The sequence below is a fragment of the Alterinioella sp. B-7 genome (assembly GCF_056857775.1).
This window is the reverse complement of sequence record NZ_JBSXNT010000032.1, coordinates 301076-323586: the sequence shown is the minus strand read 5'-3', so window position 1 is coordinate 323586 and position 22511 is coordinate 301076. Positions and strand designations below refer to the sequence as shown.

The 22511-nt window shown below is 65.1% G+C and carries 21 protein-coding genes; 15 read left to right on the top strand and 6 right to left on the bottom strand.

Features of this window, described 5'->3' with window-relative positions:
* Positions 1 to 30: 30 nt before the first annotated feature.
* On the bottom strand, positions 31 to 1248 hold the full coding sequence (locus AC13C7_RS11205; RefSeq protein WP_482867525.1) for a multidrug effflux MFS transporter: 1218 nt from the start codon (positions 1246 to 1248) through the stop codon (positions 31 to 33).
* A 222-nt stretch (positions 1249 to 1470) separates the two neighbouring features.
* On the opposite strand from AC13C7_RS11205, the gene AC13C7_RS11200 reads away from it, so the two are divergent.
* The 7 genes from AC13C7_RS11200 (at position 1471) to AC13C7_RS11170 (ending at position 7183) form a co-directional block, all read left to right on the top strand.
* A complete protein-coding gene (locus AC13C7_RS11200) occupies positions 1471 to 3003 on the top strand; it encodes an acyl-CoA carboxylase subunit beta (protein ID WP_172320663.1) in 1533 nt (510 codons plus the stop codon).
* Positions 3004 to 3077: 74 nt separating this feature from the next.
* Positions 3078 to 3461 carry a DUF6497 family protein gene (locus tag AC13C7_RS11195; RefSeq protein ID WP_172320662.1) on the top strand — a complete coding sequence of 128 codons (384 nt, stop codon included), beginning with the start codon at positions 3078 to 3080 and terminating at the stop codon, positions 3459 to 3461.
* A gap of 202 nt (positions 3462 to 3663) precedes the next feature.
* On the top strand, positions 3664 to 3807 hold the full coding sequence (locus tag AC13C7_RS11190; protein ID WP_172320660.1) for a hypothetical protein: 144 nt from the start codon (positions 3664 to 3666) through the stop codon (positions 3805 to 3807).
* A gap of 72 nt (positions 3808 to 3879) precedes the next feature.
* Entirely contained in the window at positions 3880 to 4251 is a 372-nt protein-coding gene (locus AC13C7_RS11185; protein ID WP_172320659.1) for a hypothetical protein, read from the top strand.
* Between the two features lie 253 nt (positions 4252 to 4504).
* On the top strand, positions 4505 to 4711 hold the full coding sequence (locus AC13C7_RS11180; protein WP_172320658.1) for a hypothetical protein: 207 nt from the start codon (positions 4505 to 4507) through the stop codon (positions 4709 to 4711).
* 93 nt (positions 4712 to 4804) lie between these two features.
* Positions 4805 to 5008 carry a hypothetical protein gene (locus tag AC13C7_RS11175; protein ID WP_482867524.1) on the top strand — a complete coding sequence of 68 codons (204 nt, stop codon included), beginning with the start codon at positions 4805 to 4807 and terminating at the stop codon, positions 5006 to 5008.
* 129 nt (positions 5009 to 5137) lie between these two features.
* On the top strand, positions 5138 to 7183 hold the full coding sequence (locus tag AC13C7_RS11170) for an acetyl-CoA carboxylase biotin carboxylase subunit (protein WP_482867523.1): 2046 nt from the start codon (positions 5138 to 5140) through the stop codon (positions 7181 to 7183).
* A gap of 99 nt (positions 7184 to 7282) precedes the next feature.
* On the opposite strand, the gene AC13C7_RS11165 is transcribed toward AC13C7_RS11170, so the two are convergent.
* On the bottom strand, positions 7283 to 7798 hold the full coding sequence (locus tag AC13C7_RS11165; protein ID WP_172320655.1) for a DUF4174 domain-containing protein: 516 nt from the start codon (positions 7796 to 7798) through the stop codon (positions 7283 to 7285).
* A gap of 134 nt (positions 7799 to 7932) precedes the next feature.
* Here AC13C7_RS11165 and scpA point away from each other — a divergent pair, with 134 nt between their 5' ends.
* Entirely contained in the window at positions 7933 to 10065 is a 2133-nt protein-coding gene (gene scpA, locus AC13C7_RS11160) for a methylmalonyl-CoA mutase (RefSeq protein WP_482867522.1), read from the top strand.
* A 112-nt stretch (positions 10066 to 10177) separates the two neighbouring features.
* On the opposite strand, the gene AC13C7_RS11155 is transcribed toward scpA, so the two are convergent.
* Complete coding sequence (locus AC13C7_RS11155; RefSeq protein WP_482867521.1) at positions 10178 to 11461, bottom strand: DUF3422 family protein; 1284 nt, start codon at positions 11459 to 11461, stop codon at positions 10178 to 10180.
* Positions 11462 to 11759: 298 nt separating this feature from the next.
* Here AC13C7_RS11155 and AC13C7_RS11150 point away from each other — a divergent pair, with 298 nt between their 5' ends.
* From AC13C7_RS11150 to AC13C7_RS11135, 4 genes are all read left to right on the top strand, one after another.
* The gene (locus AC13C7_RS11150; protein ID WP_482867520.1) at positions 11760 to 13334 is read left to right on the top strand and encodes a Re/Si-specific NAD(P)(+) transhydrogenase subunit alpha; all 1575 of its coding nucleotides are present in this window, start codon (positions 11760 to 11762) and stop codon (positions 13332 to 13334) included.
* Positions 13335 to 13350: 16 nt separating this feature from the next.
* Positions 13351 to 14796 carry an NAD(P)(+) transhydrogenase (Re/Si-specific) subunit beta gene (locus AC13C7_RS11145; RefSeq protein ID WP_172320651.1) on the top strand — a complete coding sequence of 482 codons (1446 nt, stop codon included), beginning with the start codon at positions 13351 to 13353 and terminating at the stop codon, positions 14794 to 14796.
* 124 nt (positions 14797 to 14920) lie between these two features.
* The gene (locus tag AC13C7_RS11140) at positions 14921 to 15262 is read left to right on the top strand and encodes a hypothetical protein (RefSeq protein ID WP_172320650.1); all 342 of its coding nucleotides are present in this window, start codon (positions 14921 to 14923) and stop codon (positions 15260 to 15262) included.
* 77 nt (positions 15263 to 15339) lie between these two features.
* Positions 15340 to 15690 carry an immunoglobulin domain-containing protein gene (locus AC13C7_RS11135; RefSeq protein WP_172320649.1) on the top strand — a complete coding sequence of 117 codons (351 nt, stop codon included), beginning with the start codon at positions 15340 to 15342 and terminating at the stop codon, positions 15688 to 15690.
* 31 nt (positions 15691 to 15721) lie between these two features.
* On the opposite strand, the gene AC13C7_RS11130 is transcribed toward AC13C7_RS11135, so the two are convergent.
* Positions 15722 to 16852, bottom strand: a complete 1131-nt coding sequence (locus AC13C7_RS11130; protein WP_482867519.1) for an arginase family protein — start codon at positions 16850 to 16852, stop codon at positions 15722 to 15724.
* A 113-nt stretch (positions 16853 to 16965) separates the two neighbouring features.
* Between AC13C7_RS11130 and AC13C7_RS11125 the strand changes: the two genes are divergently transcribed.
* The 3 genes from AC13C7_RS11125 to AC13C7_RS11115 are packed head-to-tail and all read left to right on the top strand — an operon-like array spanning position 16966 to position 18608.
* Positions 16966 to 17445: an NUDIX hydrolase gene (locus tag AC13C7_RS11125; RefSeq protein WP_482867518.1), complete on the top strand. Its 480-nt coding sequence runs from the start codon at positions 16966 to 16968 to the stop codon at positions 17443 to 17445.
* Positions 17446 to 17500: 55 nt separating this feature from the next.
* A complete protein-coding gene (locus tag AC13C7_RS11120) occupies positions 17501 to 17947 on the top strand; it encodes a DUF1178 family protein (protein WP_446121926.1) in 447 nt (148 codons plus the stop codon).
* A gap of 1 nt (position 17948) precedes the next feature.
* On the top strand, positions 17949 to 18608 hold the full coding sequence (locus tag AC13C7_RS11115; protein ID WP_446121924.1) for an SDR family oxidoreductase: 660 nt from the start codon (positions 17949 to 17951) through the stop codon (positions 18606 to 18608).
* Between the two features lie 5 nt (positions 18609 to 18613).
* Here the strand turns inward: AC13C7_RS11115 and AC13C7_RS11110 are convergent, their stop codons facing one another.
* Together AC13C7_RS11110 and AC13C7_RS11105 are read right to left on the bottom strand one after the other, a co-directional pair.
* On the bottom strand, positions 18614 to 21022 hold the full coding sequence (locus tag AC13C7_RS11110) for a glycosyltransferase family 2 protein (RefSeq protein ID WP_482867517.1): 2409 nt from the start codon (positions 21020 to 21022) through the stop codon (positions 18614 to 18616).
* A gap of 455 nt (positions 21023 to 21477) precedes the next feature.
* Positions 21478 to 22422 (bottom strand): DUF2927 domain-containing protein, encoded by a 945-nt coding sequence (locus AC13C7_RS11105; RefSeq protein ID WP_172320644.1) that lies wholly within the window; start codon positions 22420 to 22422, stop codon positions 21478 to 21480.
* Between the last annotated feature and the right edge of the window lie 89 nt (positions 22423 to 22511).

Below are 22511 nucleotides of genomic sequence, written 5' to 3'. Positions count from 1 at the left end.
ATGGGATTTGCAAAGCGGCGCTGCAAGGGGTTACGCGGGCGCGACCTGCCGTTCGCGATACATGGTGTAGAGGATCGCCACGAGGGCCAGCGCCGACGAGATCAGCATGATCACGATCAGCGGCATGGCGGAGGAGCCCGGCCCCAGGAGCCAGCCCGCATAGGCCGAGAGGCACGCGCCGCCGAAGATCATGATCGCGCCGCCGATGCCGCTGGCCGAGCCCGCCAGGTGCGGGCGCACCGACAGCATCCCGGCATTGGCGTTGGGCATCAGCATCCCGTTGCCCAGGCCCACCAGCGTGACCGAGCCGAAGAAGCTGAGCGCCGTGCTGATCCCCGCCAGCGCCAGCACGAAGGGGATGATCATGCCGAGGGTCGAGATCATCGCGCCCACGGTGATCATCCAGTTGACGCCCTTGCGCACCGAGTAGCGGCCCGAGATGAAATTGCCGGTGAAATAGCCCAGGGCGGGCGCGCCGACGGCGAAGCCCACCTGCACCGAGTTGAGCCCGAAGACATCGGTGCCCACGAAGGGCGCGCCGCCGATGAAGGCAAAGAACGCGCCCGAGGCGAAAGTGGCCGACAGGCAGTAGCCCCAGAAGCGGCGCGAGGCGAAGAGCTCGGGGTATTCGCGGACCTGGTCGCGGAAGCTGGCCGTGGTGCTGCGCGCGGTCTCGCCCAGATCGGCCCAGGTCAGCGCCAGAACCGCAAGACCCGCCATCAGCAGGAGGATGAAATTCGCCTGCCAGCCGAAAGCCTGGTCCAGCACGCCGCCGAAGGCCGGGCCGATCATCGGCACGACGGCCATGCCCATGGTGACATAGCCGATCATCGAGGCGGCCTCGGCCTGCGGAACCATGTCGCGCACCACGGCGCGGCCAAGCACCAGCCCCGAGACGATCACCGCCTGGCCCATGCGGAAGACCAGGAAACTGACCGCCGTGGGCGCGAGGATGCAGCCAAGTGTGGCGAGGCTGAAGAGGGCGAGGCTGATCAGCAGCACGGGGCGGCGGCCGAACCGGTCCGAGATCGGCCCGATGAAAAGCTGCAACACCGCGTTCACCGCCAGGTAGAGCGAGACCGACAACTGCATCAGCGCGTAATCGGCGTTGAAATATTCGGCCATCGCGGGCAGGGAGGGCAGGAACACGTTCATCGACAGCGCGCCGATGCCGGTCAGCGCGATCAGGGTCGAGATATGCGGAGGTGTGGCCCGGTCAAGGTAACGGCCACGCGGAAGCGAGGACATGGCGCTTACTTAATTTGACAAGCAATGGAATGTCCATGTGCACCCTTGCACAAAGGGGCAGGCCGGCCTCCACATTTGCAGCCAGATCATTTGCGGATTTGCAGTTGCGAACTCAGCGAAGCTGCGCAATTTGCAAATATTCCGTTTTCCTCTGGGAACGCGCCTCCGGCCTCTGTAGGTTGCGGCCAGAATTGCCATGCGTTGCAGGGGAAGGGGAGCGTGATGAAGGATATTCTGGACGAATTGGAGGCCCGCCGCGAGGAGGCCCGCGCAGGCGGCGGCGAAAAGCGCATCGCGGCGCAGCATTCCAAGGGTAAGCTGACCGCGCGCGAACGTATCGACCTGCTGCTGGACGAGGGCAGTTTCGAAGAGTTCGACATGTTCAAGACGCATCGCTGCACCGATTTCGGGATGCAGGCCTCGAAGCCGCGCGGCGATGGCGTGGTGACGGGCTGGGGCACCGTGAACGGGCGCATGGTCTACGTGTTCTCCCAGGATTTCACCGTCTTCGGCGGTTCCCTCTCGGAGACCCATGCCGAGAAGATCTGCAAGGTCATGGATATGGCGATGCAGAACGGCGCACCCGTCATCGGCATCAACGATTCGGGCGGGGCGCGCATCCAGGAAGGCGTGGCCTCGCTGGCCGGGTACGCGGAAGTGTTCCAGCGCAACATCATGGCGTCGGGCGTGGTGCCGCAGATCTCCGTCATCATGGGGCCATGCGCGGGCGGCGCGGTCTACAGCCCTGCGATGACCGATTTCATCTTCATGGTGAAGGATTCGTCCTACATGTTCGTGACCGGCCCGGATGTGGTGAAGACCGTCACGAATGAACAGGTCACGGCGGAGGAACTGGGCGGGGCCAGCACCCATACCCGCAAATCTTCGGTCGCCGATGGCGCGTTCGAGGATGACGTGGAGGCGATGTCGGAGGTGCGGCGGCTGGTCGATTTCCTGCCGCTCTCCAACCGCGAGAAACCGCCGGTGCGCCCCTTCTTCGACGACCCGGACCGGATCGAGGACAGCCTGGACACGCTGATCCCCGACAATGCCAACGCGCCCTATGACATGAAGGAATTGATCGTGAAGCTCGCCGACGAGGGCGATTTCTACGAGATCCAGGAGGAGTTCGCCAAGAACATCCTGACCGGGTTCATCCGGCTGGAAGGCACCACCGTGGGCGTGGTGGCGAACCAGCCCATGGTGCTGGCGGGATGCCTGGATATAGACAGCAGCCGCAAGGCGGCACGGTTCGTCCGGTTCTGCGATGCCTTCGAGATCCCGATCCTGACGCTGGTTGATGTGCCGGGCTTCCTGCCGGGGACGGCCCAGGAATATGGCGGGGTGATCAAGCACGGCGCGAAACTGCTTTTTGCCTATGGCGAGGCGACGGTGCCCAAGGTCACGGTGATCACCCGCAAGGCCTATGGCGGGGCCTATGACGTGATGGCCTCCAAGCATCTGCGCGGCGACCTGAACTATGCCTGGCCCACGGCGGAGATCGCGGTGATGGGGGCCAAGGGGGCCTCCGAGATCATCCACCGTTCCGACGCGGGCGATGCCGAGAAGCTGGCCGCCCATACCCGCGATTACGAGGATCGCTTCGCCAACCCCTTCGTGGCGGCGGAGAGGGGCTTCATCGACGAGGTGATCATGCCGCATTCGACGCGCAAGCGGGTCTGCCGGGCCTTCGCCTCGCTGCGCGGCAAGAAGCTGCAGAACCCGTGGAAGAAGCACGACAATATTCCTCTGTGATGATGCGGCGCGCGGTGGGGCATAAGGCCGGGCGGCGGGCGTCGCGTCGGGATGGCGGGGTCAAACCCCGGCCCATGGTTGCCGTTCTGGCAAGTCTCCTTGCGCTTGCCGGGTGCCGGGACGAGGGGCTTACCCTGCCCTCGGGGCTGGAGGCCGAACTTCAGGGCACCGTGATCGAGCCGCAGAGCGCCTCGGGCGAGACCTGGCTGATCCTGCGCGTCCTGGCTCCGGACCTTGCCGCGCAGCAGGTCAGCGCCGAGGCGCGGGCGGCGGATACCGATGCGCTCTGTGCCGAATGGGGCGTGCCAGCGGCGCTGGAGGCCGACCCGACCCCCGATCAGATCACCGTGCAGATCATGAGCGAGCCGGTGGAACGCGGCCAGCCCGCCCCCGGCGTGACCCAGGTTTTCGCCGGATACCGGTTTGAAAACGGCACCTGCATCTGGGAGGATTTCTGATGCACGCACAACATGTTGCGAGACGACGTTGCTGTGGATATCTTTCTGATGCAGCGAAGGCACAGAACACAATCGCGCCACAATCGCGCTGCAATGCCGCCCCTGTTCCGGGTAGTATCGGCCCTGGCCAGATCGCATTGGCCAAACCTGGGTTCCTGCCCGGCCTTCGGGCTGGCCGGACCCTAACAAACAGGAGAGCAGGATGTCATATCGCATCAAAGCCCTTCTGGCTCTGGGGCTTGTCGTCGGCGTGTCCGCCTGCGCATCGGCACCTGAACCGGAAGAGATCATCATCATTGAGCCCGCGCCCATCGTGGCCGAGCCTGTGTACAACAAGTACTCCTGATGACGCCTTTGCCGGACGGGCCCTGACGCCCGTCCGGGTTTTCCATCGCCATCCCTGCCGGGGGGTGGGCGCATGATCAAGCATCGCGGTTTCCCCTCGCGCCTGCCCGGCACCGATTTCCAGTTCACCATCCGACGTGAGAACAAGGACGGGGCCACGCCCCTGAAGCCGCGCGAGCGTCATGCCGACCGGCGCCCCGCCGACCGGCGCGCCGACGCGGGCTTTGTCGAGGCGCTGTGGATGTGCTTCGGCGAGGAGCCTTTCGCGCGCGGCAACCTGGATGCGGGGCGGCTGAGCTGGCTGTTGGGGCGCGAGGTGATCGCGCTGGATGACCCGTTCGACCCCTGCGACTATGACGCGATGCTGCAACTGGATGTGGCGCGCGCGCGGGCGGCCTTTCCCGACGTTTTCAGCGGCAAGGGCATCTGGGGAGGGTCGGCATGAACCTGCCTATGCCCGGCGCGTTTGCGCAGGATTGCGCCCAAGGACGGAGGCGCGTCGAATCCGGCTTCTGCCCGCGCGTCGCCCGTGCCAACGTCCCCCTGCCGGCCCTTGTCCCCAGCTTCATTCGGGCCGGTGGTAATGTGACGTGTTACCCTTCCCCTTTAAAACGGCCCGTCGGCATTGACGGCGGGCCGTCTTTTTACGAGTCGGGTTCCCGTCATCATGATAACAACCGCGATGAGGTTCGAGAAACATGCAGAGATTCAAGATATTGGCGCTTGGCGTTCTTATCGTGGCGGGCCTGTCCGGCTGCCTGCGCAACGATCTGGACCGCGCCGCGGTCGGGGCGGCTGTCGGCGGTGTCGGTGCGGCGGCCGTGGGTGGCAGTATTGCCACGGGCGTCGTGGTCGGCGGCTTGGCGGGCGCGGTCTGCGACGAGGTCACGCGCCTCTGCCGCTAGGCGGGACGCCGACCAATCCGGGCCGATCGCGGAACAAGACTGGCGCTGGCGTGTTTTCCTTCCAGTTGGAAATGACAGGAAAGGTAAGACGCCATGTTTAGGAAGAAATGGATACTGGTCGCAACCGCCCTCACGGCCCTGGCGGCCTGCGGCGATACTTTGGGTGAACAACTCGCCGGGGGCGCGCTGGCCGGGGGCGGTGTCGCTGCCGTCACGGGCGGCAATGTCGCGGGCGGTGCCGCGGTCGGTGCTGTCGGCAACGCCGCCTACTGCCAGTCCAACCCGGGCCGCTGCTGACCCTGCCTTTCCGGCCCCGCGCCCCCTGAGGGCGGCAGGCCACCATGATCGAACTGCAAGGACCGCAGGCGCATTTCGCGCCCGCGGTCTTTTTTGTTGCCGCAACGCACAAGCCAAGAGGGACGTAAGATGTTCAAGAAGATCCTGATCGCCAATCGGGGCGAGATCGCCTGCCGCGTCATCAAGACCGCCCGGAAAATGGGTATCCGGACGGTCGCGATCTATTCCGATGCCGACCGCCATGCGCTGCATGTCAGGATGGCGGATGAGGCGGTCCATATTGGCCCCGCGCCCGCCAACCAGTCCTATATCGTCATCGACAAGGTGATGGAGGCTGTTCGCGCGACCGGGGCCGAGGCGGTGCATCCGGGCTACGGCTTCCTGTCGGAAAACGCCAAGTTTGCCGAGGCGCTGGAGGCCGAGGGCGTTGCCTTCATCGGCCCGCCCGTGGGTGCCATCGAGGCGATGGGCGACAAGATCACCTCGAAGAAGATCGCGCAGGAGGCCGATGTCTCGACCGTGCCGGGTTACATGGGCCTGATCGCGGATGCCGACGAGGCGGTGAAGATCTCGGGCGAGATCGGCTATCCGGTGATGATCAAGGCCAGCGCGGGCGGCGGCGGCAAGGGGATGCGGATCGCCTGGGACGACGACGAGGCGCGCGAGGGGTTCCAGAGTTCGAAGAACGAGGCGGCCAGCAGCTTTGGCGATGACCGCATCTTCATCGAGAAATTCGTCACCCAGCCGCGCCATATCGAGATCCAGGTTCTGTGCGATACCCATGGCAACGGCATCTACCTGGGCGAGCGCGAATGCTCGATCCAGCGCCGCAACCAGAAGGTGGTGGAGGAGGCGCCCTCGCCCTTCCTGGATGAAGACACGCGCAAGGCGATGGGCGAGCAGGCGGTGGCGCTGGCGCAGGCGGTGGATTACGCCAGCGCGGGCACGGTGGAGTTCATCGTCGATGGCGACAGGAATTTCTACTTCCTCGAGATGAACACGCGGTTGCAGGTGGAACATCCCGTGACCGAGCTGATCACCGGCGTCGACCTGGTCGAACAGATGATCCGGGTCGCGGCGGGCGAAAAGCTGGCGCTGACCCAGGAGGATGTAAAGCTGACCGGGTGGGCCATCGAGAACCGGCTATACGCGGAAGACCCCTATCGCGGCTTCCTGCCCTCGATCGGGCGGCTCACGCGCTATCGACCGCCGATGGAGCAGGCCGCGGGGCCCTTGCAGGAAACCGGCAAATGGCAGGGCGACGCGCCTGCGGGCGACGTGGCGATCCGCAACGACACCGGCGTTTTCGAGGGCGGCGAGATCTCCATGTATTACGACCCGATGATCGCCAAGCTCTGCACCTGGGCGCCCACGCGCGCCGAGGCCATCGAGGCGATGCGCAATGCGCTGGACGCGTTCGAGGTCGAGGGGATCGGGCATAACCTGCCCTTCCTCGCCGCCGTGATGGACCATCCGATCTTCATCGAGGGCGCCATGACGACCGCCTTCATCGAGGAGCAATATCCCGACGGGTTCGAGGGTGTGACGCCCGATGAGGCCACGGTGCAGAAACTGGCCGCCGTCGCCGCCCATATGAAGATGCTGAAGGAGGAACGCGCGGCGCAGATCTCGGGCGCGATGGCCAATCACCGCCGCCGGGTGGAGCCCGACTGGGTCGCCTTCATCGGGCGCGAGGCGATCCCGGTTCATATCGAGCATGACGGCGACGGCACGCGGGTGCGGCTGCTGGACGGGACCGAGTTCGAGGTGAGATCGGACTGGAGGCTTGGCGACAGCGTGTTCCGCGGCCAGGTCGGCGGCGAGCGCATGATCGTGAAGACCGAGTTCATCCGCGGCGGCGCGCGGCTGCGCTATCGCGGGGCGGATATGAAGGTTGCGGTGCGCACGCCCCGGCAGGCCGAGTTGCAGGCGATGATGCCGGTGAAACTGCCGCCCGACACCTCCAGGCTGCTGCTCTGCCCGATGCCGGGGCTGGTGGTGAAACTGGCCGTCGAGACCGGCCAGGAGGTGCAGGAGGGGCAGGCGCTGTGCACCATCGAGGCGATGAAGATGGAGAACATCCTGCGCGCCGAGAGGAAGGGCGTGGTGGCCAGGATCAACGCGGCCGAGGGCGACAGCCTGGCGGTGGATGACGTGATCATGGAGTTTGAATAGGCCCATGCAGGGCGCGGCCCCGACAGGTTTGGTTCCTCTGACCCGCTGCGCAGGCCGCGCGCCCGGCCTTGTCGCGGATGGTCGGCGGGCAGGCGCGCGTCATTCGGTATTGCGCATTTCCTCGATCCGGAGCGGAAGGTTGTCGATGATGCGGATGATGGCGCGCACGTCCCAGGGGGTCGGCTTGCGGATGGCGACACGGCCATCGCGTTGCAAGATCACCATGGAAAAGCCGCGCGGGCGCAGTCTTTGCCGTGCATCGCTGCGGGCATCCGGGTCGGCATCGAGGATCACGACCACGTCGCGCTCGATCAGCGGACCGGGGCGGGCCAGCAGCAGTTGCAATTGCTCGTTGAAGCGCGGGTCGCGGTCGGTATCGGCGAAGATCACGATGGGGCGCGACACCCAGAGATGTTCCTCCAGCGTGGTGTCGGCGGCGTCGAAGACCTGCAAGGGCGGCAGGGAGGGCGGGGTGACGCCCTCGACCGGCTCCATGTTGTCCTCGGGGCTGAGCGGCACGACCTCGACCGCGGGATCGCCGTCGGTGGCGGTCTCCTGCGCGGGGGCGGGGCCGGTGAGGATGAAGGCGAGGAACAGGGCAAGGGTGTGGCGCATAGGGTCTCCAGTCGCACCAGATATAGGCGCGCGAAACGGAATTGCGAAGGGCTTTGCGGGGTTTAACGGGATCTGCCAACGCAGACGTGACATTGGGCGTGCGCGGGCCGGGAATGGAATGAGAGGACAGCGAGATGAGTGAGAAGACCGATAAATGGGCCGATCTGGCGGCAAGCGAGCTGCGCAAGCGCAGCCTGGACGATCTGACCTGGAACACGCTGGAAGGTATCGCGGTCAAGCCGCTCTATACCGAGGAGGACACGGACGGGCTGGATCACATGGGCAGCCTGCCGGGCTTTGCCCCTTTCACGCGCGGGCCGAAGGCGACGATGTATGCAGGACGGCCCTGGACGATCCGGCAATATGCGGGGTTTTCGACGGCGGAGGAATCGAACGCCTTTTACCGCCGCAACCTGGCCGCCGGGCAGCAGGGCGTCTCGGTCGCCTTCGATCTGGCGACCCATCGCGGCTATGACAGCGACCATCCGCGGGTGGAGGGAGATGTCGGCAAGGCGGGGGTGGCGATTGACAGCGTCGAGGACATGAAGATCCTCTTTGACGGCATCCCGCTGGACCAGGTGAGCGTCAGCATGACGATGAACGGCGCGGTGATCCCGATCCTGGCCAGCTTCATCGTCGCGGGCGAGGAGCAGGGGCATGACAAGGCGCAGCTCTCGGGGACGATCCAGAACGACATCCTGAAGGAGTTCATGGTCCGCAACACCTATATCTACCCGCCGGAACCGTCGATGCGGATCATCTCGGACATTATCGAATATACCAGCGCCGAGATGCCGCGCTTCAACTCGATCAGCATCTCCGGCTACCACATGCAGGAGGCCGGCGCGAACCTGGTGCAGGAGCTGGCCTATACCCTGGCCGACGGGCGCGAATACGTGAAGGCGGCCATCGCGGCAGGGATGGATGTGGACAAGTTCGCCGGGCGGTTGAGCTTCTTCTTCGCCATCGGGATGAATTTCTTCATGGAGGCCGCCAAGCTGCGCGCCGCGCGCCTGCTGTGGCACCGGATCATGACCGAGGTCGGGGCGAAGAACGACCGCTCCAAGATGCTGCGCACGCATTGCCAGACCAGCGGCGTCAGCTTGCAGGAGCAGGACCCCTATAACAACGTGATCCGCACCGCCTGTGAGGCGATGAGCGCGGTTCTGGGCGGCACGCAGTCGCTGCACACCAACGCGCTGGACGAGGCGATTGCCCTGCCCACGGATTTCTCGGCCCGCATCGCGCGCAACACGCAGCTGATCTTGCAGGAGGAGACCGGGATTACCAATGTGGTCGATCCGCTGGCGGGCTCCTACTACGTCGAGAGCCTGACGGCGGAACTGGCGGAAAAGGCCTGGGAATTGATGGAAGAGGTCGAGGAGATGGGCGGCATGACCAAGGCCGTCGCCTCCGGCATGCCCAAGCTGCGCATCGAGGAATCGGCGGCGCGGCGGCAGGCGATGATCGACCGGGGCGAGGAGGTGATCGTCGGCGTCAACAAGTATCGCAAGGCGAAGGAAGACCCGATCGACATCCTGGACGTGGATAACGTCAAGGTCCGCGAAAGCCAGATCGCGCGGCTGGAGAAGATGCGGGAGGCGCGCGACGAGGCGGCCTGTTCGCAGGCACTGGACGAACTGACGCGGCGCGCGCGCGACGGCGGCAATCTGTTGGAAGCAGCGGTCGAGGCGGCGCGGGCGCGGGCATCGGTAGGAGAGATCAGCATGGCGATGGAAAAGGAATTCGGCCGACACCGGGCCGAGGTGAAGACATTGGCCGGGGTCTATGGCGCGGCCTATGAGGGCGATGCGGGTTTTGCCGCGATCCAGGCGGAAGTGGAAGCCTTTGCCGAGGAGGAAGGCCGCCGCCCGCGCATGCTGGTCGTCAAGATGGGCCAGGACGGGCATGACCGGGGCGCCAAGGTGATCGCCACGGCCTTCGCCGATATAGGCTTTGACGTGGATGTCGGGCCGCTCTTCCAGACGCCCGAGGAGGCGGCGCAGGATGCCATCGACAATGACGTGCATATCATCGGGATTTCCAGCCAGGCGGCGGGGCACAAGACGCTGGCGCCGAAGCTGATCGCGGCGCTGAAGGCGGAAGGGGCCGAGGATATCATCGTGATCTGCGGCGGCGTCATCCCGCAGCAGGATTACGCCTTCCTGAAGGAGGCCGGGGTCAAGGCGATCTTCGGGCCGGGGACCAATATCCCCGAAGCGGCGAAGGATATCCTGGCGCTGGTGCGCGCGACGCGGGGCGGGTGACTGGTTTCGAATTGCCTGTCGGCAATCCGACCGGCGGCGGCGGCTCCGCCGCCGCGTTTCCGGGGCTCTGCCCCGGACCCCGAGGTATTTTAAGCAAAATGAAAGGGTTACATTAGTGCATGGCCTTGCGGATGCGGCGGGTCAGCAGCCAGACGGTGGCGATGACCGGCAGCACCAGAAGGGCGGTCAGGGTGGGTTTCTCGATGCCGGCCCGATAGGCCAGCGGGGCCAGCAGGTAGGCGAGCAGGTTGACGCCGTAATAGCTGATCGCGACGACCGAGAGGCCCTCGACGGTTTCCTGCAAGCGCAGTTGCAGCGCCGCGCGGCGGTCCATGCTGGCCAGAACCTCCTGGTTCTGGGCCGAGCGCCCGACCTCGACCTTGGTGCGGAGGAGGTCGCTGGCGCGCTGCGCCCGGTCGGTCATCGAACGCAATTGCCGTTCGGTGCTTTTTACCGTGCGCATGGCGGGATCGAAGCGGCGCATCATGAATTCGGCGAAGGTCTGGTGTCCGTTGAACCGGTTCTCGCGCAGCACCTGGACCCGCTGGTTGACGATGGCCTCATAGGCGCCGGTGGCCCCGAAGCGGAAGGCGGCGCGCGACATCAGGGTTTCCAGATCGGTGGCGAGCGTCAAGAGCTGTTCCAGCGCGGCCTCGGGCGCGGCGGTCTCCTGGCTCATCTCGTCGAGCAGGGCCGAGAGCCCGCCGTCGATCCGGGCCATCGCCGCGTTCAGGTCGCGCGCGCGGGGCAGGCCGAGCATGGCCATGGCCTTGTAGGTCTCGACCTCGCAGAGCCGTTGCAGGATGCGCCCGATCCGGGCCGGGCCGGTCTCTGTGCCCGCGAAGATCGCGAACCGCATATGGCCGCCCGCGTCGATGCGGAAATCGCTTGCGATGACGGCGCTGTCATCGAGCACGGCGCTGGCGGCGAGGCTCTCGGGTTCGAACCAGTCGCGCAAGGCTTGCGTGATCGTGGCGTCGTTTCCCGGCCGCCTGAGGATGCGGACCTGCGCCGAGGTGATGCGCTGGCCGGGGGCGGCGGCCAGCCAGTCCTCGGGCAGGGCAGCCCAGATGGCGGGATCGAAGGGGCGCTCGCCCAGGCCCGCGCTGAGGATCGTGTAGGTCACGAACTCGGTATGGCTCTCCCATTTCAGGTCATGGCGTCCGATCTTGCCGGAATAATGCGTGGCGCCGGGCTGCGGATGCTGCGCGCCGTGGCGGTCCAGCAGAGCCAGCAGGTGCTGCCGGTCGGCCTCGCGGTCGCGGGCGGCGGCGTCGTTGGGGCGCTTGATGGCCAGCCAGATGGCCTCGGCCTCGGCCCCCACGGTCGGGAAGGGGCGGGCATGCAGCTCGTTGCTCAACTCATAGCGGAGCGGGTGATCTTCGATAGGTGGCATGGGCGCGCGCGATCCTGCTTGGGGTCCTGGCCCCATGTCATAGGGGCGCAACCGCGGCGCGCAAGAAAAAAACGGCAATGAAATGAGGGATTTACCCGTGTGCCACGGTATGCCGCGACGGGTTGGGGATTGGTTCTGCGGGGAAAATCCCCTTGTGGCGGGTGACGTAGGGTCAGATTGACGCGGGCGGTGCCGCCGGAAATGCCTGCCTGCCGTCGCGGATCAGTTGTGACAGGTGAAAACCCCGTGTAAGACAACGCGCAACTCCGCGTTGCGGGACCAAGGAAGGGGATTATCCGTGAAGATAGGTGCACCGAAGGAAGTGGAGGCGGGCGAAAACCGGGTGGCGATGACCCCCGAGAGCGCCACGCAGTTGCAGAAACTGGGCTATGACTGCCTGATCGAGACCGGCGCGGGGGCGGGTGCGGGCTTTGCCGATGCCGATTACGAGGCGGCGGGCGTCAGCGTGATCAAGACCGCGGCGGCGCTGTGGAAAGAGGCCGACATCATCGCCAAGGTGCGCCAGCCCACTGCCACCGAGTTGAAGCGGCTGGATGACACCAAGACGTTGATTTCCTTCTTCAACCCGGCGGGCAACGAAGAGGGCATGGAGGCCGCCAGGGCCAAGGGCGCCAATGTCATCGCGATGGAAATGGTGCCCCGCATCAGCCGCGCGCAGAAAATGGACGCGCTGTCGTCCATGGCCAATATCGCGGGCTACCGCGCGGTGATCGAGGCGGGTAACAATTATGGCCGCTTCTTCACCGGTCAGATCACGGCGGCGGGCAAGGTGCCGCCCGCCAAGGTTCTGGTGGTCGGCGCGGGCGTGGCGGGGCTTGCCGCGATCGGCACCTCGACCAGCCTGGGCGCGATCACCTATGCCTTCGACGTGCGCCCCGAAGTGGCCGAGCAGGTCGAATCGATGGGGGCCGAGTTCGTCTATCTCGATTTCGAGGAGAAGACGGAGGATGGCGCGGCCACGGGCGGTTACGCCAGCGTGTCCAGCCCCGAATTCCGCGAGGCGCAGCTGGCCAAGTTCCGCGAATTGGCCCCCGAGATGGATATCGTCATCACCACGGCGCTGATCCCGAACCGCGAGGCGCCCGAGCTCTGGACCGAGGATATGGTCGCGGCGATGAAGCCGGGTTCCGTCATCGTGGACCTCGCCGCCGAGAAGGGCGGCAACTGCAAGCTGACCGTCAAGGACGAGAAGATCGTCACCGACAACGGCGTCACCATCATCGGCTACACCGACTTCCCCAGCCGGATGGCGGCGCAGGCCTCGACGCTTTACGCCACCAATATCCGCCACATGATGACCGACCTGACGCCCGAGAAGGACGGCCAGATCAATCATGACATGGAGGATGACGTGATCCGGGGGGCGACCGTGACGCATCGCGGCGAGATCACATTCCCGCCGCCGCCGCCCAAGGTGCAGGCCATCGCCGCGCGCCCGCAGGCCGAAAAGCCGCGCGCGCTGACGGCGGAGGAGAAACGCGCCGCCGAACTGACCGCGTTCCAGAAGCAGACCAAGAACCAGATCGGCCTGCTTGCGGGCGGAACGCTGGCGGTGCTGCTGGTGGGCGTCTACGCGCCCGAAAGCTTCATGAGCCATTTCATCGTCTTCGCGCTGGCCTGTTTCGTGGGCTTCCAGGTGATCTGGGGCGTGGCGCATTCCCTGCACACGCCGCTGATGGCCGTGACAAATGCGATTTCCGGCATCATCATTCTGGGCGCGCTGTTGCAGATCGGATCGGGCCATTGGCTGGTGGTGATCCTGGCCTCCGTGTCCGTCCTCATTGCCACGATCAACATTGTCGGTGGCTTCCTCGTGACACGGCGGATGCTCGCCATGTTCCAGAAATCCTGAACGGGAGATTGAACCCATGAGCATCGGTCTCGTCTCGGCCGCCTATATTTCGGCGGCAATCCTCTTCATCCTCTCGCTTGGCGGTCTCTCGGGCCAGGAAAGCGCGAAACGCGCGGTCTGGTATGGCATCGCGGGCATGGCTCTGGCGGTTGTGGCCACGGTCTTTGGCCCCGGCATCGCCAACTGGTTCCTGATCCTCGTCTGCGTCGTCGTGGGCGCGGTCATCGGTTACTATGTCGCCGCACGTGTGCAAATGACGGAAATGCCGCAACTGGTCGCGGCGCTGCACAGTTTCGTCGGCCTGGCCGCCGTCTTCATCGGCTTCAACGCCGAGCTGATCATGAACAAGATCAACCGCCTGCGCGAGGCTGCCGATACCGAGGGGCTGGACGCGCTGTTCGGTTTTGCCGCCACGGTGGCGCACAAGACGCCGGTGGAGCTGGCGATCCTCAAGGTCGAGGTCTTCCTGGGCGTCTTCATCGGTGCCATCACCTTCACCGGGTCGGTCATCGCCTTCGGCAAACTGGCGGGCAAGGTGAGCTCCAAGGCGGAGAAGCTGCCGGGCGGTCACATGCTGAACGCGGGCGCGGCGGCGATCTCGGTCATCCTGCTGATCATCTACATGCAGACGGGGGGCGGTTGGGCGCTTGTCCTCATGTCGCTTTTCGCCTTCTTCATCGGCTATCACCTGATCATGGGGATCGGCGGCGCGGATATGCCGGTGGTGGTCTCGATGCTCAACTCCTATTCCGGGTGGGCGGCGGCGGCGATCGGTTTCAGCCTCGGCAATGACCTGCTTATCGTGACCGGGGCGCTTGTCGGCTCCTCGGGGGCGATCCTGTCCTATATCATGTGCAAGGCGATGAACCGCAGCTTCGTTTCCGTGATCCTGGGCGGCTTCGGCAATACGACCGGCCCCGCGCAGGAGATCGAGGGTGAACAGGTCGCCATCGATTCCGACGGGGTCGCGGCGGCGCTGAACGAGGCTGACAGCATCATCATCATCCCCGGTTACGGCATGGCGGTGGCGCAGGCGCAGCAGGCGGTGAGCGAGCTGACCAAGAAGCTGCGCGCGCAGGGCAAGACCGTGCGCTTCGCCATCCACCCCGTCGCGGGGCGCCTGCCGGGGCATATGAACGTGCTGCTGGCCGAGGCGAAGGTGCCCTATGACATCGTGATGGAGATGGACGAGATCAACGACGACTTCCCCGATACGGACGTTGTCATCGTGATCGGCTCGAACGACATCGTGAACCCGGCGGCGCAGGAAGACCCGAACAGCCCCATCGCGGGCATGCCGGTGCTGGAATGCTGGAAGGCCAAGCAGGTCTTCGTGTCCAAGCGCGGCCAGGGCACCGGCTATTCCGGGATCGAGAACCCGCTGTTCTACAAGGAGAACACGCGCATGTTCTATGGCGATGCCAAGGCCTCCCTGACCGAGCTTCTGCCCAAGGTCGACTGAAACCGCACGATATACCGAACAGACGCCCCCGGCCCATCGCGGTCGGGGGTTTTTCGTTTCCTGACAGGGTCTTTCATGGCAGGGTCGCCATGGGGTCCGATTTTGATCAGGAGTTCTTATCCACATGCGTCTTATTCTCGCCGCCGCCATTTTCGCGGCCTCCGGCCTTGCCGCGCAGGCCGAATGCACCCAGGTCCAGTTCCCGAGCGGGGCCTATTCCACCACCGTCGCCGACACCGCCTGGCACGCGACCAGCAATTGTTTCGTGCTGGATGTGCAGGCGGGCCAGACCGCGCGGATTTGGGTGATGGACAGCGATGACGTGGTGTTCGACGTGCCGGGGCTTGGCGATGGCTACCGCGATGTGACCTTCTCGCTCGGGTCGAATTACCTCGACGTCTACACGATGCGTGAAAGCAACGTGGAGGGCGGCGTGCCCTACCGGATCGCATTCGACATCCGCTAGGATCATCCAGGTTCTTTGCCGAAGGCCCCCGCCATGCGACACTGGGGGCCTGACCCCATTTGAAAAGGAGACTTTCCATGCGCATTTTCGCCATCGCCTCGCTGATCATCGCCAGCCTCTTCATCCTTCCCGCCGCCGCCACCGCGCAGCAGGATTGCCAACAGGTGCAGTTCCCGCACGGGGCCTATACACATTCGGTGCAGGGCTACGCCAATCCGCAGCGGTCGACCTGCTATTACCTCGATGTGCGACCGGGGCAGGAGGCGCAGGTGCGCATCCTCGAAGGGCCGGTCTTCCTCACCACATCGGACACCAGCGGCCAGTTCACCAATGTGCAGTTCTACACGCAATCCGGACGGCTCTTTGTCTATGTCCATACCGATTACGCGGGCTATCAGCAGTTCCTGATCCAGTTCACCTTCGTCTGAGGGGAACACGCCCGCGCCCCAGCTGATGGCGTCATAGACGGGCGCGGAGCACCGCCAGCCGGTCGCGGACCGCCTCGTGGATCGGGCCGTCGCGCGGGGCGTCGCGCAGGGTTGTGAACCAATGTTCGGGCGGGTTGCGGCCCGCGCTTGCCCGTTCCCAGACCAACGCGCGCAAGACGGCCTCGGCCCCCGGCGGCAGGCGGTCGGGGATGTCGTGCCCGTTCAGCGTGGCCCAGACCCCGGTCCAGAGCCGCCCGACCGACCACGGGTTGTAACCGCCGCCGCCAAGCACCAGCAGGCGCGGCGGCGCGAGGTCCATCAGCGCGCGGACCACGGCCCAATGCGCGTTGTTCGAGAGGGCAAGGCGCGAGAGCGGATCCTCCAGCACCGCGTCGGCCCCGCATTGCAGCACCACGGCATCGGGGGCGAAATCGGCGGTGGCGGGCAGGATCAGGGCGTCGCGCACCAACGCCATCTCGCTATCGTTGAACCCCCTCGGCACCGGCAGGTTGAAGCAATTTCCGCCGCCGGTATCCGTCAGCGCGCCGGTGAAGGGCCAGCGTTTCTCCTCATGCACCGAGATCAGCCTTGTGTCGGGATCGCCCGCGAACCCCACCTCGACTCCGTCCATGTGATGCGCGTCGATATCGACATAGACGATGCGCCGCGCGCCCGCCCGGCGCAGGGCCAGCATCGCCAGCACCGGATCGTTGAGGTAGCAGAACCCGCCCGCGCGGTCGGGCATCCCGTGATGGGTGCCGCCGCCGGGATGGTGGATGATCCCGCCCGCCGCCAGAAGCTCGCCCGCCAGCAGGGACGCCCCGGCGGCGGTGGCGGGACGGCGGAACATCTCCGCGTAGATCGGGTTCGACATGGTGCCGATCCCGTGCCGGTCGCGTATCTCGGGCGTGACGGTTTGCGTTGCCTCGGCCTGTTGCAGCGCGGCGAGGTACGCGGGCGTGTGCCAGATCTCCAGCGCGCCGGGTTTGGCGCGCGGCGAGGCGCGATATTGCGCGGGCGGCAACCAGCCCAGGGCGCGGGTCAGGTCCATCACGGTCGAGACGCGCGGCACGCGAAGCGGATGCGTCAGCCCGTAGCTGGAGCCGCGATAGATCTCGGACCCCAGGAAAAGCGGGCGGGGCAGGGGCATCGTGCGGTCCATGTCCTCGGTGTCGTCCAGTTTCCCATGCAACCACAAGGTGTTGCGTTTGAATGCGGGCAGGAAAGCATATATTCTAGACCGCAGCAGAAGTGAAATGGCGCGAACAGGCGAGCATGACCAAGAGCAGCGATACCTCCCACCAGGCGCCGATGCGCCTGCGTGCCGCCCGCAAGCAGGACCCGCGCACGCAGTTTGCCGCGCTGCCCTACCGCCGCCGCAAAGGGCAGCTGCAAGTGCTGCTGATCACCAGCCTCGACACCGACCGCTGGATCCTGCCCAAGGGCTGGCCGATGGATGGCTGCACCCCCGCCGCCACCGCCGCGCAGGAAGCGTGGGAGGAGGCGGGCATTCGCGGCGTCGTCAGCGAAGCCTGCCTGGGGTTCTATTCCTACACCAAGACGCTGCCCGAGGGCGGCACGATCCCCTGCATCGCCGCCATCTTTCCGCTTGAGGTGCAAGACCTCGCCGACGATTTCCCCGAGGCGGGCCGGCGCAGGCGCAAATGGTTCACGTCGGCCAAGGCCGCATCGCGGATAAGTGAACCCGATCTCAAGAAAATCCTGCGAAACTTCGATCCCGGTCGCGCGGGCTGACAATCCGGCGCGAAAAACTTGATTCTCTTCCGCCAGGGGCTAATGTGCCGCCACCATGATCCGATACACTTTGAAATGTTCCGACGGGCACAGCTTTGACAGCTGGTTCAAATCTGCCGACGCGTTCGATGCGCTGTCGCGGCGCGGCCTGCTGTCCTGCACGGTCTGCGGCGGCGAAGACGTGCAGAAGGCCATGATGGCCCCGCAGGTCAAGAAGAAATCCGGCGCGGCGGAGGCGGCGGAACCGGCTGAGGCTCCGGTCTCGCTCTCCGGTCCCGCCACGCAGATGGAGGCGGCCTTGGCCGCGTTCCGCAAGCATCTGGATGCACATTCCACCTATGTCGGCAGCAATTTCGCGCAGGAGGCGCGCAGCATCCATCTGGGCGAGGCCCCCGAACGCCTGATCCATGGCGAGGCCAAGCCCGAGGAAGCCAAGGCCCTGATCGACGATGGCGTGCCGGTGGCCCCCCTGCCGGTCATGCCCAAGGCGAGGCGGAACTGAGATGCGGGCGCTGGTCACCGGGGCATCGCGCGGGATCGGCCTGGAACTGGCCCGAGGGCTGGCCGCGCGCGGCGCTCATGTCGTGGCGACCAGCACCGGCGGCGGTGTGGCCGACTCCGATCTTGCCTGGGATGAGGTCGATGTCACCGATCCCGGCGCGATAAAGGCGCTGTCTGCGCGCCATGATGAACCGCTCGACCTGCTGGTTTGCAATGCAGGTGTCTACCTCGACAAGCTGCATGAGCTTGAGACCGGCTTTCCCCCCGATCTCTGGGCGCAGGGCTTCGCGGTCAACGTCACCGGCGTGTTTCTGACCGTGCAGGCGTTCCTGCCGCAATTGCGCGCCACGAGCGGGGCGAAGATCGCCATCATCAGCAGCCAGATGGGCAGCACCACGAATGCGCCGGGCGGCTCCTATATCTACCGCGCATCGAAGGCGGCGGCGACCAACCTGGGCCGGAACCTTGCTGCTGAGTTGAAGTCCGAAGGCATCTCCGTCGGTATCTACCACCCCGGTTGGGTGCAGACCGACATGGGCGGCAAGGCCGCCGACCTGACGCCGGAGACCTCGGCCACCGGCCTGATCGGGCGCATCGACGTGCTGTCGCCCAAGACCAGCGGCTGTTTCGAAACCTGGGACGGCCACGCGATCCCTTACTGATCCGGCTATTCCGCCGCCACGTCCTCGACCTTTTCGGCCTCGACAAAGGCGCGCAACTCTTCATCCTCCATCTGGATCTCGATCGTGCGCAGCGCATGATCCAGCGATGCGCGGTGCAGCGCGGCCAGGTCGCTATCCTCCAAGAGCCGTGCGATCCGCGCCTCGATATCGCCCGAGCGGATCGACTTATCTTCCTCGGCGTTGAGGTCGAATTTCTCCCAATAGCCCAGGTCTATGCGGCTGTCGTCCTTGGAATTGGCCGTGCCGCGCAGCTTTTTCAGAAGGAATTCTTCCCGGCTCTTGATCGCGTAATGGTTCATCTGCGCGAACTCGTAGGACACGATATCCTTGTTCGAACGCCAGCCCGTGCGCATGTATTTCGGCCCCATCGGCGCGCCGCTGGCATTGACCCAATGCACCTGGTCGTCCAGCACCGGGCGCTTTTTCTCGAACTTGGGGCGATGCACGCCCATGTAGTCGAAGCTGGCGGGGCGGAAGAGCGTCTTGAAGCCCCAGACCAGCCCGTTTTCCGGCTCCACCACGTTGCAGGCGCGGGTGAAGCGGCGGGTCACCGGTTCGGGCGCCATGTGTTTCTGCCCGGCCGAGCCGAAGAAACGCCAGTTGACGGAAATCGCTTCGGTCTCGGGCGGGCAGGCCGCGATCAGCGCGTCGATGCTGCCATCGCCCGCATGGATGTTGAGGAATTCATCGGCATCCGCGATCAAAACCCAACTGGCCTCCTGCACCGTGGGCATCTTGTTGGCGCGGCTATAGGCGCGGCGCTGCGGATCCTGGCGGCCCGAGATGGGGTTGTCGTAGTGTTCGATCACGCCCATCGCATCCAGCCGGTTCAGCACCAGGTTGGAGCCATCGGTGCAATCATTCGAAAAGATCACGAAATCGTCGAAGCCGATATTCAGGTAATGCGCGATCCATTCCAGCAGGTAAGGGCCCTCGTTCTTCATTGTCGTGACCACGACCTTGCGGCCATTGCCGGCGAAGGGCGGGGCCAGCTTGGGCCGCATCGGCAGCCCGTCATCCTTGGTCGAGACGATATTGCCGTTTTCATCCAGCGTCTTGCCGGTGTCCTTGGCCTTCTGGATCAGGGTGACCAGCTTCTTGCGGGTCTCCTTGGGCAGATCCTCCAGCGCCGGGGTCTTGGCCGGTTTCTCGGCTTCGGTCTCTGGCGTTTCATCGTCCGAGGTCTCGCCGCCCTCCAGCGCGACGCCGGTGATCTTGGCCAACTCCTCGGCATCGGTCGCATCCTGCCGCTTCTCGGCATTGCGGATCCCGGTGGAGCGGGCGATCATCTTTGCGATCTGCTTGTCCGGCACGCCATCGGCCTGCATCTTGCGGATCAGTTCCTGCGTCTCTTTCGGCAGGTGCTGCGTGAACAAAACCTCATCCAGCTGGTCGATACGCTTCTTGCCCGCCTCGCGCAGGCTATCGACCCATTCGTCATACTCGCCGGTGGCGCGCAACCGGTCGACATTGGCCTGGTGATAGGCGAGGGCCGCCTCCTGCAATTCGGCCAGTTTCGGATCGGCCAGCATCTTCTCCATCTCGGCCTTGACCTTGGGCGCGTGGCGCGCGGCGCCCTCATGTTCCACCTCGTTGCGGTCGAAGATCGAGAAATAGGAGGCGTTATACTTGTCCTCCTTGTTGTTCACATTGCCCCGCATCCGGCGCAGCAGATACGCCTCGTAGCTTTTCACGGCATAGTGATTGAGCTCGACGAATTCGTAGCTCAGCGTCGGACCCGTAGAGCGCCAGCCGCCGGTCTTGAAGCTCGACGTCATCGGCTTGCCGCCGCCATTGACCCATTTCAGCGCCTCAAGCTGCGCCACCCGTTCGGGGTTGGAATTGCGCTGCTTGATCGAGGGGCGGTGGATGCCGAATTTCATGTTCGGGAAGGGCCGCACCATGGATTTGACGCCCCATCCCTTGCGAAACTTGTCGGGCGCGCCGCGGGTGTAGCTTTCGGTGACCAGGCCGGGGCGCCAATCGAGGATCTCGTTCGAGCCGTAGAAGCGCCAGGTGATCATGATCCCTTCGGTATCGTCGGGCATGGCATCGACCAGCTCCTGCACCGTGCCGTCGCCAAGTTTGATGTTCACGAATTCATCCGCGTCCATCGTCAGCACCCAGTCGCTGTCCATCACTTCCGGGTTCTTCATCCCCAGATGCAGCGCGTTGGGTTGCGGTTTCTTGCCCTTGGGCACGTCATTGCGGAAATGCTGCACATAGCCCATTTCCTGCAACCGGATCAGCATCGCGTCGGTGCCGTCCTGGCAATTGTTGGTGTAGACGCAGATATTGTCGAAGCCCAGAAGCGAATGATAGGCGACCCATTCCACCAGCGAATGGCCCTCATCCTTCATCATCGACAGAATCGTGTATTGGTGTCTTGCCATGGTCGCCCCGGGGCCGGATTGCTGCTCTGATCTGATGGCCCGTCTTTTAGCGGCGGGTCCGTCTTGCTTGGACCCGATTAAATCCGAGATTGCGTTAAAATGCGAGGGGTGAGGCGGGGATTGCATAAAATCGCGCGTGTTTTGCGGCGGGTGAGCCGGTTCACAATCCCGCCCGCGCGCATCACTTTGCGATCACGGGCATTTGTGTGCAGGCGCGCGCAACCGGTTCTGCGCCGGGACCGGTTTGCAAACCACGAAAAGAGCCCCAAATAGAAGTGTGTAGCACAGGCGCGCAGCGCGATACGCCGCGCGCCAGCCCGCACCAACCGTTCTTCATTCGTGCCCGGCTGCTGCCCGGTCGGGTGCCCCAAGGGTGTGGTGTGGAGGCCGGTCCCGGCGCGGCTGAGTTCGCCTTCCGCGTCGGGGCCGGTCTTTTATCGTTCCTTGTCCGCGCTTCAGCCGCGCGCAAGCACCGCCTGCGCCAGTTGGCCGATATGCTGGTTGACGCTGCCCGGGCTCATGCCGGGGCGCAGGCTGTCATCGTAGAGCATCCTGAGCAGCAATTCGTCATGGCGCGTCAGCACGCCGAACTCCTCGTCATCATTGAAGATCGAAGGCCGCGCGGCGGGGCTGTCATTGCTCAGCCCCATGCCCTGGGCCAGCTCCTCCTCCATGCAGGATTGACGCATCAGGGGCGGATGCTCGGCGCGCACGATGGCGATGGCCCGCGCGATGCCCTGGTTCGGGTCGGCGGCGGGGATGGCGATGACCATGCAGAAGGTGTTGCGCCCCATGCGCGTCACGGCGCGGGTGGCGTTGCGGCTGAGGCCGGGGACCATCTGTTGCAGGACCGGACCGGCATTGGCGCGTTCCGCATCGCTGAGCACCAGGACATGGAAATTGGCGGCGCCATTGGTCAGGCCGACGGGATGGCCGCTGGCGCGTTGCAGGCGCTGCGCCACGCGGGTCAGCGCGGCTTGATCGCTGCGTTGCTGCGCGGCGGGGACGGAGGCGCCAAAGCGCACGCCGATGCGGATCGGCTGTTCCCAGCGGCGCAGGGGGGCAGCGGAACCGCTGCCGGACATGCCCGAGCCGTATTCGGTGCGCATCGCGATGGCCATGAAATTGCGCGCGAGCGTCGCCGCATCCAGCGCGCCCGCGTTGCGATCCTGGCGCAGGTTGCCTTGCGAGACGAGGCGCTGTTCAAGCTGGCGGTAATAGACACCCAGTTGCGACCGGTCGGGGCCTTGTGCCGTGGCGGCCAGGTCGGCGGCGGATGTGGTGGAACGGGTAACCGTCTGTGCGGCTGCAGGCAGCGCAACGACCACCGCGATGGCGGTCAGCGTGGCGACGATATGGGCAAGCGCGCCCTTCCAGGGCGTGTTGCATGTCAACTTCATTCAGTCCCTCCCAAGGGGTGATCAGCAGAGGTGAGTGCGGTGCGATCACATGGGCGCGATCATCGGGATCGGAGGGGATTCTGTCAACA

Coding starts and splice junctions, on each gene's coding strand:
- scpA (WP_482867522.1), top strand. CDS start 7,933: ATGAGTGAGAAGACCGATAAATGGGCCGATCTGGCGGCAAGCGAGCTG.
- AC13C7_RS11200 (WP_172320663.1), top strand. CDS start 1,471: ATGAAGGATATTCTGGACGAATTGGAGGCCCGCCGCGAGGAGGCCCGC.
- AC13C7_RS11145 (WP_172320651.1), top strand. CDS start 13,351: ATGAGCATCGGTCTCGTCTCGGCCGCCTATATTTCGGCGGCAATCCTC.
- AC13C7_RS11140 (WP_172320650.1), top strand. CDS start 14,921: ATGCGTCTTATTCTCGCCGCCGCCATTTTCGCGGCCTCCGGCCTTGCC.
- AC13C7_RS11170 (WP_482867523.1), top strand. CDS start 5,138: ATGTTCAAGAAGATCCTGATCGCCAATCGGGGCGAGATCGCCTGCCGC.
- AC13C7_RS11165 (WP_172320655.1), bottom strand. CDS start 7,798: ATGCGCCACACCCTTGCCCTGTTCCTCGCCTTCATCCTCACCGGCCCC.
- AC13C7_RS11135 (WP_172320649.1), top strand. CDS start 15,340: ATGCGCATTTTCGCCATCGCCTCGCTGATCATCGCCAGCCTCTTCATC.
- AC13C7_RS11130 (WP_482867519.1), bottom strand. CDS start 16,852: ATGGACCGCACGATGCCCCTGCCCCGCCCGCTTTTCCTGGGGTCCGAG.
- AC13C7_RS11205 (WP_482867525.1), bottom strand. CDS start 1,248: ATGTCCTCGCTTCCGCGTGGCCGTTACCTTGACCGGGCCACACCTCCG.
- AC13C7_RS11120 (WP_446121926.1), top strand. CDS start 17,501: ATGATCCGATACACTTTGAAATGTTCCGACGGGCACAGCTTTGACAGC.
- AC13C7_RS11105 (WP_172320644.1), bottom strand. CDS start 22,422: ATGAAGTTGACATGCAACACGCCCTGGAAGGGCGCGCTTGCCCATATC.
- AC13C7_RS11190 (WP_172320660.1), top strand. CDS start 3,664: ATGTCATATCGCATCAAAGCCCTTCTGGCTCTGGGGCTTGTCGTCGGC.
- AC13C7_RS11175 (WP_482867524.1), top strand. CDS start 4,805: ATGTTTAGGAAGAAATGGATACTGGTCGCAACCGCCCTCACGGCCCTG.
- AC13C7_RS11110 (WP_482867517.1), bottom strand. CDS start 21,022: ATGGCAAGACACCAATACACGATTCTGTCGATGATGAAGGATGAGGGC.
- AC13C7_RS11185 (WP_172320659.1), top strand. CDS start 3,880: ATGATCAAGCATCGCGGTTTCCCCTCGCGCCTGCCCGGCACCGATTTC.
- AC13C7_RS11180 (WP_172320658.1), top strand. CDS start 4,505: ATGCAGAGATTCAAGATATTGGCGCTTGGCGTTCTTATCGTGGCGGGC.
- AC13C7_RS11155 (WP_482867521.1), bottom strand. CDS start 11,461: ATGCCACCTATCGAAGATCACCCGCTCCGCTATGAGTTGAGCAACGAG.
- AC13C7_RS11195 (WP_172320662.1), top strand. CDS start 3,078: ATGGTTGCCGTTCTGGCAAGTCTCCTTGCGCTTGCCGGGTGCCGGGAC.
- AC13C7_RS11115 (WP_446121924.1), top strand. CDS start 17,949: ATGCGGGCGCTGGTCACCGGGGCATCGCGCGGGATCGGCCTGGAACTG.
- AC13C7_RS11125 (WP_482867518.1), top strand. CDS start 16,966: ATGACCAAGAGCAGCGATACCTCCCACCAGGCGCCGATGCGCCTGCGT.